This is a genomic window from Streptomyces sp. NPDC027663, from assembly GCF_055566415.1.
In genome coordinates this window covers 105,400-120,143 of the sequence record NZ_JBVHSK010000002.1, presented here as the reverse complement: position 1 = coordinate 120,143, position 14,744 = coordinate 105,400, and the positions used below count along the sequence as shown (strand labels likewise).

The 14,744-nt window shown below is 67.2% G+C and carries 11 protein-coding genes and 2 pseudogenes; 9 read left to right on the top strand and 4 right to left on the bottom strand.

The annotated features are described in order from the left end of the window. Positions 1 to 154: 154 nt before the first annotated feature. The gene (gene ligD / locus ACZ4SF_RS05410; protein ID WP_468378574.1) at positions 155 to 1,042 is read right to left on the bottom strand and encodes a non-homologous end-joining DNA ligase; all 888 of its coding nucleotides are present in this window, start codon (positions 1,040 to 1,042) and stop codon (positions 155 to 157) included. A gap of 53 nt (positions 1,043 to 1,095) precedes the next feature. On the opposite strand from ligD, the gene ku reads away from it, so the two are divergent. Beyond that, the gene (gene ku / locus ACZ4SF_RS05405) at positions 1,096 to 2,205 is read left to right on the top strand and encodes a non-homologous end joining protein Ku (RefSeq protein ID WP_468378571.1); all 1,110 of its coding nucleotides are present in this window, start codon (positions 1,096 to 1,098) and stop codon (positions 2,203 to 2,205) included. Between the two features lie 481 nt (positions 2,206 to 2,686). Here the strand turns inward: ku and ACZ4SF_RS05400 are convergent, their stop codons facing one another. Then, positions 2,687 to 4,096 carry an MFS transporter gene (locus tag ACZ4SF_RS05400; RefSeq protein ID WP_468378568.1) on the bottom strand — a complete coding sequence of 470 codons (1,410 nt, stop codon included), beginning with the start codon at positions 4,094 to 4,096 and terminating at the stop codon, positions 2,687 to 2,689. 383 nt (positions 4,097 to 4,479) lie between these two features. Between ACZ4SF_RS05400 and ACZ4SF_RS05395 the strand changes: the two genes are divergently transcribed. The 3 genes and pseudogenes from ACZ4SF_RS05395 (at position 4,480) to ACZ4SF_RS05385 (ending at position 7,809) form a co-directional block, all read left to right on the top strand. Beyond that, the gene (locus ACZ4SF_RS05395; RefSeq protein ID WP_468378567.1) at positions 4,480 to 4,836 is read left to right on the top strand and encodes an ArsR/SmtB family transcription factor; all 357 of its coding nucleotides are present in this window, start codon (positions 4,480 to 4,482) and stop codon (positions 4,834 to 4,836) included. A 245-nt stretch (positions 4,837 to 5,081) separates the two neighbouring features. Further along, positions 5,082 to 5,888, top strand: coding sequence for a hypothetical protein (locus ACZ4SF_RS05390; protein ID WP_468378564.1), 807 nt, complete (start codon positions 5,082 to 5,084; stop codon positions 5,886 to 5,888). Between the two features lie 1,171 nt (positions 5,889 to 7,059). After that, positions 7,060 to 7,809: pseudogene (locus ACZ4SF_RS05385) on the top strand (transposase). 6 nt (positions 7,810 to 7,815) lie between these two features. Here ACZ4SF_RS05385 and ACZ4SF_RS05380 read toward each other — a convergent pair. Next, a complete protein-coding gene (locus ACZ4SF_RS05380; protein ID WP_468378562.1) occupies positions 7,816 to 8,286 on the bottom strand; it encodes a GNAT family N-acetyltransferase in 471 nt (156 codons plus the stop codon). A 340-nt stretch (positions 8,287 to 8,626) separates the two neighbouring features. Between ACZ4SF_RS05380 and ACZ4SF_RS05375 the strand changes: the two genes are divergently transcribed. The 3 genes from ACZ4SF_RS05375 (at position 8,627) to ACZ4SF_RS05365 (ending at position 10,785) form a co-directional block, all read left to right on the top strand. Beyond that, positions 8,627 to 9,616, top strand: a complete 990-nt coding sequence (locus ACZ4SF_RS05375) for a hypothetical protein (RefSeq protein ID WP_468378559.1) — start codon at positions 8,627 to 8,629, stop codon at positions 9,614 to 9,616. Between the two features lie 376 nt (positions 9,617 to 9,992). Then, positions 9,993 to 10,232, top strand: a complete 240-nt coding sequence (locus tag ACZ4SF_RS05370) for a hypothetical protein (protein ID WP_468378556.1) — start codon at positions 9,993 to 9,995, stop codon at positions 10,230 to 10,232. A 259-nt stretch (positions 10,233 to 10,491) separates the two neighbouring features. Then, positions 10,492 to 10,785, top strand: coding sequence for a hypothetical protein (locus ACZ4SF_RS05365; protein ID WP_468378553.1), 294 nt, complete (start codon positions 10,492 to 10,494; stop codon positions 10,783 to 10,785). A 622-nt stretch (positions 10,786 to 11,407) separates the two neighbouring features. On the opposite strand, the gene ACZ4SF_RS05360 is transcribed toward ACZ4SF_RS05365, so the two are convergent. Continuing rightward, complete coding sequence (locus ACZ4SF_RS05360; RefSeq protein ID WP_468378550.1) at positions 11,408 to 11,800, bottom strand: hypothetical protein; 393 nt, start codon at positions 11,798 to 11,800, stop codon at positions 11,408 to 11,410. 192 nt (positions 11,801 to 11,992) lie between these two features. Here ACZ4SF_RS05360 and ACZ4SF_RS05355 point away from each other — a divergent pair. Together ACZ4SF_RS05355 and ACZ4SF_RS05350 are read left to right on the top strand one after the other, a co-directional pair. Beyond that, positions 11,993 to 12,375: pseudogene (locus tag ACZ4SF_RS05355) on the top strand (tyrosine-type recombinase/integrase); the annotation flags it as partial. A gap of 281 nt (positions 12,376 to 12,656) precedes the next feature. Then, positions 12,657 to 14,393, top strand: coding sequence for an LAGLIDADG family homing endonuclease (locus tag ACZ4SF_RS05350; RefSeq protein ID WP_468378547.1), 1,737 nt, complete (start codon positions 12,657 to 12,659; stop codon positions 14,391 to 14,393). Positions 14,394 to 14,744 lie beyond the last annotated feature (351 nt).

Below are 14,744 nucleotides of genomic sequence, written 5' to 3'. Positions count from 1 at the left end.
CGGGACGCGCGGGGGAGGGCTAGCGGAACCGGGCCGGGACACGTGGGGGAGGGGCTGGCGGAACCGGACCGGGCGGGGGGCGCCGACACGGTCGCGGCAGCCGGGGCGGGGGCGGTCCGAGGTCAAGGGGAGCCGTGGTGCGGGTGGCCCGAGGTCACGGCAGCGGAGCCGCCGACCCCGGGTCCAGCAACGGGGCCAGCAGATCCCCGTGGTCCTGCAGGCGCGGGGCGATGTCCTCGGCCTGGAACGCCAGCTGCCCGGGGCTCCGGCAGTCGGCGACCTCCTCCCAGGTCACCGGCGCGGAAACCAGCGGCGCCCGGCGCGCGCGGAGCGTGTACGGGGTGGCCGTGGTCTTGCGGGCCGCGTTCTGGCTCCAGTCGACGAACACCTTCCCGGGCCTGAGGCTCTTCGTCATCCGGTGCACCACCAGCCGGGGCATCGCCCGCTCGGCCTCCACCGCGAGCGCCTTCGCATACTCGGACGTACGTTCGGACGAACTGCCGTGCACCGCCGCCAGCAGATGCAGCCCCTTCGACCCGGCCGTCTTCGGGTACGCCTCGATCCCGTCCGCCGCAAGCCGCTCCCGCAGCCACAGGGCGACCTCGCAGCAGTGCACGACGTCCGCCGGTGGACCCGGATCGAGGTCGAACACCAGCCGGTCGGCCTCCTCGGGGCTCTGCACCCGCCACTGGTGCGTATGGAACTCGGTGACCAGATTCGCCGCCCACACCAGGCTCGGCAGATCCTGCACCACCACCATCCGGGCCGGACTGTCCGCCGACGAGCGCGGCACCTCGGCGGTCGTGACCCACTCGGGCGTACCCGGGGGCACGTTCTTGGCGAAGAACAGCTGCCCGTCCGGGCCGTCCGGATACCGCAGGAAGGACACGGCACGATCCCGCAGATGCGGCAGCAGGGCCTCGGCGGTGGTCGCGTAGTAGTGCAGCAGCTCACCCTTGGTGAAGCCGCTCTCGGGATACAGCACCTTCTCCAGGTTGCTCAGCGCGACCCGGCGCCCCTCCACCTCTGTGATAGGCGTCATAGGATGACAATCCCAGACAAAGCGGAAAAAACGGCAAAGGAAGGGTGCGGCACGTGCGATCGATATGGAACGGCGCCATCTCCTTCGGTCTCGTCAGCATCCCGATCAAGCTGGTCAACGCCACGGAGAGCCACGCCATCTCCTTCCGCCAGATCCACACCGAGGACAACGGCCGCATCCGCTACCGCAAGGTGTGCGAACTGGAGGAACGCGAGGTCACCCAGGCCGAGATCGGCAAGGCCTACGAGGATGCCGACGGCTCGATCATCCCGATCACCGACGAGGACCTCTCCCACCTGCCCATCCCCACCGCCCGCACCATCGAGATCGTGGCCTTCGTGCCGGCCGACCGGATCGATCCCCTTCAGATGGATGCCGCGTACTACCTCGCGGCCGGCGGAGCCCCCGCGGCCAAGCCGTACACCCTCCTGCGCGAGGCCCTCAAACGCAGCAACAAGGTCGCCATCACCAAATACGCGCTGCGCGGCCGGGAAAGGCTCGGCATGCTGCGCGTGGTCGGCGAGGCCATCGCCATGCACGGACTGCTGTGGCCGGACGAGGTACGGGCTCCCGAGGGCGTCGCTCCGGACACCTCCGTCACCATCCGCGACAAGGAACTCGACCTCGCGGACGCGCTCATGGACACCCTCGGCGAGGTCGACCTGGAGGACCTGCACGACGAGTACCGCGAGGCACTGGAGGAGGTCATCGCGGCCAAGGCCTCCGGCGAGGCCCCACCGGAGGCACCCGAGCCGGCCGCCGGCGGCAAGGTGCTGGACCTGATGGCCGCGCTGGAGAACAGCGTGCGCGCGGCGCGGGAATCACGGGAGACCGCCGGCGCCGCGGCCGGGTCCGAGTCCGAGGCCGCGTCCGAGGCCGAGGTCAGACACCTGCGGCGGGGCCGGGCCGCACCGAAGGAGACCGGTTCCAAGAAGTCGACGTTCGCCACGAAGAAGACGGCCGCGGCGAAGAAGGCCGCACCCGCGCGCAAGTCGACGTCCAAGGCGGCGGCGGGGGAGGGGACGAAGAAGGCGGCGGCGAAGAGCACAGCGACGAAGAGCACGGCCACGCCGAAAGGCACGGCTTCGACGAAGAGCACGGCGAAGAGCGCGGCGAAGAAGACGGCCGCGAAGAAGACCGCGTCGCGCAAGCGGTCGGCCTGAGGGTGCGGCGAACGGTCGGCTCGAGGGTGCGGCGAGCGGTCGGCCTGAGGGCGCGGCGAGCGGTCGGCTCGAGGGTGCGGCGAGCGGTCGGCTTGAGGGTGCGGCGAGCGGTCGGCTTGAGGGTGCGGCGAACGGTCGGCCTGAGGGCGCGGCGAACGGTCGGCTCGAGGGTGCGGCGAACGGTCGGCTCGAGGGTGCGGCGAACGGTCGGCCTGAGGGTGCGGCGAGCGGTCGGCTCGAGGGTGCGGCGAGCGGTCGGCTCGAGGGCGCGGCGTCCGAACACGCCGACCACCGACCGCCCCGCCACCGACAGCCTGGCCCCCACCCCCCACCCCCCACCACCCCCCACCACCCCCGCACCAACACCCGTGGCCGGCTGCCGGCCGGTCTTCGCTCCCGTGGCCGAGTGACGGTCAGCCCTCACTCCCGCAACCCGCCGGCAGCCGGCCTCACCCCCGCCCCTGCCACCCCACGGCGGACGTCACCGCGCCGCCTCCTCCGGCACCCACCCCTTCCCCGCGACCAGCGCCAGCCCACCCCCGACGACGGCCAGGACCGCCAGCGCCGTGCCGAAGGCTGTCGTGGCCCCCGTCAGCCCGACGGCGTCGCCGAGATAGCCGGCGGTGACAGGCAGAAGACCGGCGGGAAGGTAACCGCCCACACTGAGGGCCGCGTTGGCCTCGGCGAGCCGGTCCCCCGGCACCGTCGAGTTCAGCAGCGAGAGACCGCCCAGCTGACCCATGCCCTGCCCCGCCCCGGCCAGCAGCGCGGCGGCGGCCAGCGCCGGGACCGACCCGGCGTGTACGGCGATGACGAGCGCGAACATACCGAGGGCGGTGGCGCCGGCACCGGCGACCAGGACCGTACGCCGGTGCAGCCGTCGTACCGCGAACTGCACGGCCGTGGCACCGAGGAACATGGCGAAGGCCAGCGCGCCGGAGACGATCCGACTCCCGGTGCCCAGCAGACCCGACAGCAGCGAGGGGCCGAGCGACAGCACGAAGGACGTGGCGGTGATGCCGGGCGCGAACACGGCGATGCCGAGGGCGAGCTGCCGCCCGGCACCGCGCGGCACACCGGGCACGCGCACCCAGGCTCCGGCACGGCCACCGGCACCGGTACCGCCGGCTGCACTGGCCCCGGCACCGGTACCGCCGTCGGCACTGGCGCCGGTACCGCCGTCGGCAGTGGCACTGGCACTGGCCCTGGCACCGGTACCGCCATCGGCACTGGCGCCGCCGCTAGCACTGGTACCGGCACCGGCGATGGCATCTGCGTTGCTGCCGGCCCGGACGGGACGCCCTACCGGCATCCGGAGGACCACCCCGACGGCGGTGGCCAGCAACCCCGCCTCCACCGCGAACACGGTGACTGTGGGAGCGGGCAGCGTCTCGGACAGCACGCCCGCGAGCAGCGGCCCCACGCCCGCACCGAACACCATGGCGCAGGAGGCGAGCAGAGCCGCGAGCGGGCGCCGGGCGGGTCCGGCCACGTCCGTCACCGCGGCCATCCCCGCCGAGACCACGGCTCCGACCGCGATGCCGGTGCACAGCCGGGCGACGATCAGCGCGGCCACGCCGCCGGCGGTCGCGAAGACCAGGCAGGCCACCAGTGCGAGCCCCAGCGCGGGCAGCAGCACGGGTTTGCGGCCGAGCCGGTCCGAGGCGACGCCGGACACCAGCAGGGAGCCGAGCAGCCCCGCGATGTAGCAGGCGAATACGACGGTCAGTGTGCCGCTGCCGAACCCCATCTCCTGCTGCCACAGCACATAGAGCGGCGTGGCCGCGTTGGACAGCACGAACACCGCGGTCACGGGCCAGGCGGCGAGCCAGACCCGGCGAACGGGAACGTCAGGGACACGGACACCGGTCGCGGCCGTCGTCTCCGTCATGGCACAGTCCTCCCCAGGTAGCAGTACGAGTCGAGTCGTACTTGTACGAGTCGAGCCGAACTTAACACGTAGTACGATCGAACTCGTACTAGTTGCTGTGTCGGGAAGTCCGGGACAAGGAGCCGCAGTTGAGCAGGCGAGGAAACGAGGAGGCTCGGCGGCCTGAGGCGAGCCGGCGAACCGGAGAGACGCGGCGGACCACGGAGATCAAGCAGCCGCAGAAGACGGGGCGGACAGCGGAGATGAAGCGGACGCAGGAGACGGGGCGGACCGCAGACCCCGAGCGAACCGCGAGCCGGCAGACGCCACCGGTACCTCCCAGCCGGCCCGTTCCTCTTCCGGCACCCCCCGACCTGTCCGCCCCTCAGCCAGTAACCCCCGACTTGCCCGCCCCGCTACCGGAACCGCCCGGCCTGCCCGACCCCCTGCCCGAGCCGGCTGTCGCCGACCTCCGGCTGGAGACCGTGCTGGGCGCGCTCAGTGACCCGCTGCGACTGCGGATCGTCCGCAAACTGCTCCTGGAATCAGAGGGGTTCGACCACACCTGCGGCTGGTTCGGCCTGGACCGTCCCAAGTCCTCGCTCACCCACCACTTCCGGGCACTGCGCGAGGCCGGGATCACCCGGCAGCGCCAGTACGGCCTGGAGCGCCGCAGCCACGTCCGGGTGGCCGACCTGAACGCCCGTTTCCCCGGCCTGCTGGACCTGGTGGCCGCGTGGACACCGCCGACAGGCGACTGAACCGGGACCACGGCGGGTGGCGCCCGATGGGCCGCTCGTCCGCTCGTCCGCTCGTCCGCTCGTCCGCTCGTCCGCTCGTCCGACGCCCGACGGCCGGGCCGGCCCAGCCGCATGCCCGAAGCCGCATCCGGCAACGACTCCGTAGGCAATGCCGGCATCACTCTGTGCCGCGACCATCAGTTCTCGGCCGTATGCGGCCGCGCTGTCCGTTGCTGTTTACACCTGCCGGGTCGAAATGCGACCCCATGATGAACGACCATCCCACCCGGCCCGTCCAGTTCGCGCTCTACGCACAGGCTGACGACTTGTCGACCCTCACCTCGTGGGGTTTCCAAAGAGAAGACGTACCGCCTGCACGCGGTATCGTTGCGCGACACCGCTGGATCACAATCTCGGACGGCCGGATGAGGGGGAAGGCGCCCGATACCAGGCGCTCACTGATGATGGATGCTGCGTCGACGGCTGCCCTGCTAACAGCGCTCATCACCGCACTGATTGCATTATTGGGCTACTGGATCAATCAACACGCCAAGCGCCGCGAGCAGAAGAGCCGCATGTACGCCGAGGCGCTCCAAGTGATTCATTCCTACGAGGATCTTCCCTATCTGATCAGATGTCGCCCCGGATCAAACCCGGAGACCAGAGCCGCCCTGGCTAAGCAGATCAGCGACGTCTTCACCAAGATCAACCTGCATCAGAACCTACTCGCCATGGACTCGTCCGTGGTAGGCGAGGCCTACGCCGACTTGTTCCGCCAGACCCGCCGCCACGGCGGTCCACACCGCAAACAAGCATGGACCGCGCCGCCCGTTGCCACAGACCCGGAGATGTCCGGAAGGGCGTACTTCCCGTACGACAACGACCCCGAGCAGGCAATGTGCCTCCTGACCATGAAGAGAGAACTCACCCCTTGGGGCTGGCTGCTTCGATCCCGCACCCGCAGACAGATCCACCGGCTACGCCACCATCGCCCTGAGTGGTCCGAGCCGGATTTCATGAGAGAGACACGCACCAGACTGGTGATGCCACGCCGTACGGGCGACAGTGAATAGTTCCCGGTACCGGATGTAGCCGGACAAGCCTTCCCGCAGGTCCACGGGCAACGTCGACGACAGCGTCGGAGACGTACCGCGAACACTTCCTTCTGCGATAAGAATGCAGAGCACCCCTTCGCGAGGTGGGCAAGGACAGGCTCGGTAGGACTGACCCGCCTCGGCGCTGGCCTGCGGTCCCGCCGCCCGAAGGGCTCACCGCCTCGGACTACCGCAGCCTGCCGGTCAGACCCGTATCGCACCGAAGTGATCGAGCCGCACTCCTCCACCTCGGCCTGGCGTCCTGCAGCGGCGACGCGCGGCGCCCGGGATGCGGATTGTTCAATTTGAGCCACACTGGAACGTGGGCGTATGCCGGGCGGCGTCGTGCAGCCTGAGACAGCCTCACGCTTCCACGGTTCAGCCGGCGTCAGGCGAAGTGAGCCGACACGCCTTTCTCTTCGAAGTCGGGGCCCGAGTCCTCCGCAATGCGCGAGCAGTCCCCGCCAGGTGTCGTAGCCCGGCCGGCAGGCTGTGAGCAGCACGTCTTGAAGTGGACGCACATGGGAAACAACCGGTCTCTCCCAAGATGGAAAACGCTGCGAGCTTCGCTGGCGGCCGCGCTTCTCGTGGCATTCGGCCTGCTCACGCCTACGCCGGCCTCGGCTAATCACCTGGGTGTCTTCATCTACTCCCAGAGTTCTGGGAGTAGTGCTCGATGTGATCGGGGCGCGAATTGATGAGTATCAAGGCCTGGTCGTCTATCCGCAGCGAGATTCCGCCGCAAATCAACAGTTCGATATCCGGGACGTGGGTGGCGGTCAAGGGTACGAAATTATCGCTCGTCATTCAGGTAAGTGTCTTACGTACTAAGCAAATGCTGTGTTCCAAGTTACTTGCGGGGTGACCCCGACTCAGTGTTGGGAGTTCGTGGACCTGAAGAACGGATGCCCTCCGGGGAGGGCGCTTCCTCATTTCCCTGCTGACGCCAAAGCGCTCGTGGAGCAGGTTGTGCAGGCGCGGCGTACTGCAGGTTGCGAACGCCCGGAAGATGTGCGCCTCGACCCATGGCTGAGTGAGCTTCTTCGAGGTCGCCACCGATCGGGTGATGGGCCGTGAAGCGCAACAAGCGAGGCCCCCGGGCTGTTGATCGAGATGTCTGACGTCTCAATCTCGTTGCTCGGGGGCCTCGTTGGTCATCCATCCTGCCGCACTCGACCTGCCGCATGCACTCGTGGAGTGGGTCACCATGCTTATCGTCACCCCTGAGGGCAACCGGCGCTGCAAGCTCCGGCCGTCCCAGCGCGCGATGGTGGCACTGGTGTACCTGCGCGAACACATCACTCTGGCGAAGATCGCCACCGGGTTCGGAATCAGCGAGTCCACCGCCCACGCCTACACCAGCGCGGTCGTCGACCTGCTCGCCGCGCGTGCGCCGGGTCTGCTGAAGACACTGCGCGAGCACGAGCCCGACTTCGTCCTACCCGACGGCACCCTCGCCGAGTGCGACCGGGTCGGCGACGGCCGGGCCGACTACTCCCACAAACACCGGCGCCACGGCGTGAACGTGCAGGTCGTCACCGATCCCGGTGGCCGGCTGTTACGGCTCTCGCCCGCCCTGCCGGGCCGCACTCACGACCTGACCGCCGCACGCACCCACCGGATCATCCGAATCTGCGAACGCCAGGGCGTTCCGATCGTGGCCGATCTCGCCTACCAGGGCGCCGGCCCGTGGCTGACCACCGGCATCTAGCGCAGGCCCCTCCAGGAACTCACTCCCACCGACAGGACCCGCAACCGTGCCCTGGCCGCGGCACGAGCACCCGTCGAACGCGGCGTCGCCCGCCTGAAGTCCTGGCGGATCTTCCGCAGATCCCGCTGCAGCCCCAACCGCATGACGTCAATCGCCAAGGCGCTCCTCACACTGGAGCTGCAACGCTGAAGAAGCTCACTGAGCGGGGAAGACGAGCCGCAGAACGATCTCCCCGTCGTCGATCTCCCCGGTGGGCTCGAACCCGAACTTCTCGTAGAAGGGCCATGGTTCGCCCTCGCCGGGATCGTAGCTGGTCAGCAGCTCGGTTGCGCCGTCCGCGCGAACCAGGGCTGCGATCTGGGTGAGCGTCTCTCGGCCGACCCCTCGCCTCTGGTGCCGCTTGTCGACGAGGAGGCGCCAGATGAAGTGGCGCCCCTTGTAAGGACCAGTCGGTGGCTTCCACGACAGCATCACGAAGCCGACTGGCTCGTCGCCGATGTACACGGCGCGGTACCAAGGATTGGCCTCTGGTTTCTTTGTCGCCTCCTTGAGCGACTTGGACACGGAGGCGACGAACTGCTTCTGGTCGCGTCTGACGCGGAGGGCACGGACGGCATCCCGGTTGTCGTCGGTGATCTCCCGCAGATGCACGCCTGGGGGTCTCATGCCCCACCCCTTCCTGCATGCGGCGCCTGTGCCATTCGGGCCGGCGTGGAGCCGCCGCCGTGCGGCAGTATCAAGGACGTCAGGTTGGACGTCTTGGCAGCGTATTCGACGCAGCGGCTCTGGAGCGGGACTGGCACGCCCGGGCTGTGTCCGTTGGCGAGGCAACCGCTTTTACCAGGGCAGACGCCCCATGATGCCTACCGGTCCCTCCCCGACTTCAGGAGCCCCATTGCTGATCCGGGGCATTCCTGAAGAGTTTGGGGACGCTGCAGGCTGAGGCTCGGGAGGCGAGCGACAACCCTGTGCTCAGCTTCCGGGCTCGGGCCCCAAGGTGGACGAGATGCCCATCCCCACCGCGGACGAGGACGTGCTGATCACCGAAACGCTGTACCGGATCAAGAGGCGCGTCGATGGTTTGCCGAAGGGCCACGGAAACTACTACTGGCTGCCCTCGAACTCCGACGATGGGCGCGGTGAGTACATCTCAGCAAACAGGGAGCTCATCAACGCTGCCGACCACGACGCGGGCCTGCCGCCCGAAATGGTCGCCGGTATCGCCTGGCAGGAAGTCATGGGTGATCCCGGAGTCGCGGACGACCTGGCGTACGAAGGCCGCAAGATCCTGCCCTTCGCCAAGGACTCCGACGAGACGTCGATGGGCCCCATGTCCATCCAGGTACGCCGTGCTGCTGAGGTGCTCGGCTGTGACCCGCACCATCTCACGGACGGGCCGCGGGACCAGGTCGTTGACGCGATCAAGGATCCTGCTCAGAACATCTTCATCGCCTCGGAGTACCTGGCCGAACTCAAGGGGGGAGAGCGGATTCGCCGATGTCCCCCCAGAACAGATGACTCGCGAGCAGATGCAGGAGCTTGCCGCCCGCTACAACGGCGGCCCCTGTTACCAGGACCCGAACGCTCAGGCATATGGTCGGGGCTTCGACCGGAAGTTGGACGACGCCAGGGAGGCCCTGCGGTGAGCCGCTCCGCCCACCCCTCGACTTCCCAGGCACCGACAGCCCGGAAGCCGGGCGTGCGCGCCAGGGTCGGCTCTGCCGTATGCGGTCTCGTCCTGACCCTGGGGCATCTACTCGCGACCTACTCCGCCTTTCTTGCGTACATGGCCACGCCCGCCGGCCCCTGGGACAGCGAGACCGTTGCTCATTCGAACTTCGCCTCCGGTCTTCCCTTGGTCCTATCGGTCATCACGGCAGCGCTGACGTGGGTATTCGTCAAGGCCGAGTGGCTGCGCAAGTGGTGGTATGCAGCCCCGGCGGTTCTGGCTGCCGCTGCGCTGCTTCGCCTGACTCTGCTCGCACCTGAGCTCTGACCGCTTCGCAGCCGTCCAGGGTGACGCCCCGCGCTGTACGGATTCCGGGTGCGCGGCCCACGCAGGTCTGATCCCGCAGAGTGAGCAGTAGAACTCCGCCTAGCCGTGAAAGCCATGTCGCCGTCGCGCTTTCCAGACGCTTGGCTTTCAGCTACGACGTCTTCCTCCCGGAGCAACTTGGGGTGGGGCGGAGTCTTCGGGCTTCTGTGGTTCCTACCTGCTCTGATGATCCGCAGACGGCCGCGCTTGTCCGCCGTTGTTCGTCTGTTGCGTCATCACGCAGTGAGACACTCGAGGGTCCCGAGGGGCGCGATACAGTGCGCGCCGTGGACATACCCGGCTGGTTCGTCTCTGGATCGTTCTCGGTCTGGCCGTCATGCAGGCCCTCGGCCTCGTTCCCGTCATCCGTCGCCTGTGCGGATCCGACTCGCCGGTGCGTTTCAAGGCGCGCCTTGACCTGTTGGACGTCGTCGGCTCCCTGCTGCTCTTCGGCGGCCTGCTGCTGAGTCTCGCAGTGGCGTTCTGGCTCACCTTCGCCAACTTCGCGCTCATGGCCGCCGTCTACGCCGCGAAGGGTGTCCACTGGCTCCGCGCTCGCCGCCGGCCCACGGCCTGACCCGAACGACATGCTCCAACCGCTCGGTACGCTACTTCTTCCTGCCCTGGGTCTTGCCGGGGATCTTGGTCAGCTGGGTCATTGCTGGTCGGCGCCACGTTCAGCGTGCCCGAGTGGTCGTCATTGGTCTTCATTGGCCACTGCCGAGCGATCCCGGACGGCCCAGGGACGGCCCGGAAGGGCTCTCACAGAGGCTTCTCGTCCTGGGTGATTGCTGCCTTCGCGCGTAGATGTCAGCCATGGATGCCACACTCCGTCCATGATGAGAGACGTCACGTGGAGACACATCCTCCAAGACCAAGCGGAGTACGCGCTGCAGTGGCGGGAGCGCATCTCTGAGTGGATCGAGGAAAACCCCCACATGTCGGCGAGTGAACTGCTGCCACGCATCGACGACTTCGTCGCAGATGCAAGAAGAGAGCTGATCCAAGGGTGGGTCGCTACGGATGGCATCTCAGTCAAGGAGTCGACAGACTTCACGGATGAGTACCTGCGCAGGTCTCCGGTGCGTGGGACGAAGCTGCGAGTTTGGAATCCGGATACGGAAGGCTAGTGTCTGGCCTCCCCTGGCCTGGCGGCACCGTCCGAGCTCTCAGCAGAATACGGGCTTGCGATACCCGCTTTAGGAGTTCGATCCACCTGGCCTCAGGGACCTCAGATGCTCGCGGGGTGAAGCCGCCACGTTTCGCCCAAGGCTCCTGCTGTCTGCCGTCGTTGATGTCAGGTGTGGATGTCAGGAAGGGGGCTCGCCGGGGTCTCAGAGATCTGTCGCGCCAACTCCTCGATCACCTGCGGGACGACGCGCTGAGCGGCTTCGTCTTACAGCGCTTCGACAAGCGCTTGATGGACTGCCGCATAGGCTGCCCGGCGTGCGAGGCTCGGGTCCGGTCGACCTCCCGCTCGATCTTCGCCATGTGGGCTGCCACGATCGGCATCGCCTTCTCGTACTCGCTGGGGTCCGTGGCCATGGACTCAGCCGATCAGGGCGGGCCGATGAGGTCAAGGCCGGCGGTGCGCCATCGGCTTGGGAAGCTGGGGTCTTTTCAGGTCGGTTGTCGGGCTGACCTGCGGCGAAGCAGGGGTGCGACTTGACGAGAGGACCTCCGGTTCCCCGCCATTCCCCGTGGTTTCCCGTACGACCTGGCACGGTTCCGGCACGACCTCTTCGTCCCGAACTACTGACCAACGGGGTGGCCCTTCAACGCCGCGTATGCTCGCTCGACCTCGCCCAGGTACTGCTCCAGGCGGAAACGAACCTCCTCGATGGGCCTGCCATCGAGGCCTGGGTACATCAGGTCGGACCAGATGACCGTCTCGCCCCGGAGCCGGACCCGGATGGTCAGCCCGTCCGGCCCTGGCTCGGGCTGCTCCTGGATTGCCAAATCCACCATGCACGGCGTATCCGTCGGATAGAGCGGTCCGCCTGGCCGCAGCAGTCGGCGTGGGTCAAGGCCGGCCATTCTGCTATCGCTGCGCGCAACGACGTCGAGGCCATCGACGAAGAAGTACGTGTGAACGGCAGCACACGCTGGCGGCCCAGGACACGCGCTGATGAGCAGCGTGTTCACCGCACCATCGCTTTGCCCATCGGGCACAGTGGCCCTCACCTCGCGCGGGGACCTACGTGGCATCTGCCTGATGTGACGTCATGGGCCGATGCTAGCGGCTGGCCACGAGAAAGCAGCCAACGCGAAGATCACAAAGGCGCTGGAGGAGCGCGACGTGGACCAGTCGCATTCGAACCTGTGCACACGGCTCCGGAGGAGGTTCGGCCCGTGCCGATCCCGCCGCAGCTCGTGGCGATTCTCCGAAATCACCTCGGCACGTTCGGAACAGCGAAGGACGGGCGGCTGTTCACGAACGAGCGCGGGGGAGTGGTCGGCTCGTCCACGTACTACCGCGTGTGGCAGGAGGCTCGCGCCCTGGCACTCCCACCGGCCGCTGCCGCCTCGCCGCTCGCCCGTACGACCTGCGACACTCGGCGCTGTCGACATGGCTTAACTCCCGGGTTGACCCAACCGAGGTGGCTCAACGTGCCGGCAACAGCGTCGAGGTTCTGCTGAGCCGCTACGCCAAGTGCATCGACGGGCGGCAGGAGATCGCCAACCGCAAGATCGAAGAGTTGTTGGGCGAGTACGAGTGATCTCATGTGCCCCCCGGGTTCAGGCTCCCAGCTGGGCCTGGGGGCTGAGCCGTTGCAGTAGCTGATCGGTGACAGCGCCCAAAGGTTCTGCCTGGCCTTCTGCACTTGCTCCATGACCACTGCAGTTGCTTGTGCACCTCGTGTGGCGCCCGGTGGGCAGTGACGGGTTGTCAGTGGTACGTGGGAAGCTGCGTTTCAGTAGAGCTGCAGCGGTGTGCGTGGGGTAGGCAGCGTGCGTCCGGATGCTTCTCAATGGGAGAGGTGATCTCAACTTGCCCGTTATGTCGGGTTGGCTGTCGGAGCGTTCCTGGGTGCTCACGTCTTTGGGCGCCCATCCGCTGTGGCGCCTTGAAGGTAAGACGGTTTCCGTGGCACGTGCAGATGCCCCTGGCTTTGTGGACGTCCAGGTGTCATCGGCTGGTCTGGTGCCGATGAGTAAAGTTCGGCTGGAGGGTGGCCTGTGCCTGACGGCTTCGCCGGACACACTCTTGGCTGCCGGTGCCGTTCGACCAGCAGAAGCGCAGGCTGCGCGCCGTCGTCATGGGATTGAGGCCCGCCAGCCTCGCCCGCTGGGCAAGTTCAGTCCCTCCACGCTGGTACCAGTCGCCGCCGCCGAACCCGCAACCCGAGTCGGACTCGGTATCCCGCTATTGGCAGACTGGCTAGGCGAGGGCGATGCACGTGACGGGTATCTCGTCGGGCACCTCATCGGAGACGGCCACTTCACACGTACGACAGCCGACCTGAACGTGTGGGGAGACACCCACGGCCCCCACGGCGTCAGACAGCACATCAGTCGGTGCGCAGAAGACTTTCCCCGCCGGTCCGACGCCAGTGGATGGACTTATCTTCCCGGGCACGGCAAGTGGCGCTATCGGCTGCCTGTGTCCGGCCTGGAGATGGTGCTGAGTTACGGAGTGGCGCCAGGGCGGAAGAAGCCGGGACGGCTCTGCGAAGAGGGCGTCTCACCTCTGTTTCTTGCGGGCCTGCTCAAAGCGTTGCTTGACTGTGACGGGCACGTTGAAGGTAATCCGAGCACTGCAGGCGTTACTATCCGGTTGTCCCAGTCGGACCAGGACATGCTGCTACGGATCCAGCGAATGTTCGCCTGGCTGGGCGTCAGGTCACGTGTGCGGAAGGGGCATTCGGCCCGTCTTCATCCCATGCCTGACGGGCGCGGCGGGACGCGTCTCTACGCCGCTAAGGAAAGCTGGCGTTTGATCATCTCCGGCGCCGATACCCGCACCTACATGGAGACCATCGGGTTCGCCGACTCAGAAAAGGCTGGCAAGTATCTCTCAGCCGTCGAGGGGCATACCTTTTACAAAAAGCCATACGATGACAAGGTGGCAAGTCAAGGAGACGTTAGCCTGGAATGGGGCATGACTTTGACCACTGCGGCCCCAGCATGGATCGCCGTCGATGGTATCGCCGTTTCCCTAGAGACAGCCGCACGGTTGATTTCATTGCCACGTCCTCGGCAACCCGCTCCGCCCCGCGCCCACTGTGATGAGGGCACAGTCGCGCCGCATCGGCTGGCGCATGAACACCGTCAGGGCATGAACGTTACTGCGCTCGCCATGAAGCATGCTTTGCCTCAGTCTGAGGTACGAGTTCTTCTCGCGCAGGCAGGGCAGAAGGAAATCACCGGAAAAATGGAACCGGTGCGCAACGCTGCGCGAGACCTTCCCGCCCAGGAACTTGAGCAGCTCTACGCGCGCTACGAGACCAGGGAAATCGCTCAACAACTCAGCGTGCGCCCCGACCAGGTACGCGATGCCCTTCAGCGCGCCGGCATTTCGAGGCGTGACCGTTGCCAGCGCCTCGGCCTCGAACGACTGGTCAGCCCGGAAGAACTGAGACGTGAATACGCCGATGCCTCCCTCCACGAGCTGGCCCGCAAGTACGGCGTGAGCCCGTCAACGATCCGCAACTACCTCGTCCGCTGGGGCATCCCCAGACGAGGTACCGGAGTCAAGGTCAACCGTTCTTCGGCAGACCCAGGCAGCTTGTTCTGAAAGAGCAGCTCATGCGATGGGTCGATTCGCCGGGGGGCTTTGACTGCGTGCGACGAGGCGGGCTACAGCGTCCGCCGGTGATAGCGACAGACAAGCAGGCCCAGTGGGGCGCGATGATCCATGCCCCTGGCCTCTGTGGCACTGGCGCACCCTTCGTGCCCAGCCTAACTGCGCAAGGATGCCGTACACCGCTGGCGCCGGCTCGGCCCCTGGAGTCGTCCAGGGGCTTTCGCGTCTGCTACGGCTGACCTGGGCTCATGGCCCAAGATCCTGTCCACAAATAGTCCGCAGGCCCCGGCATACGCCCGCTCCGAGCCGCATGTGCCTGCACATACGCGAAGACCCCGGCCC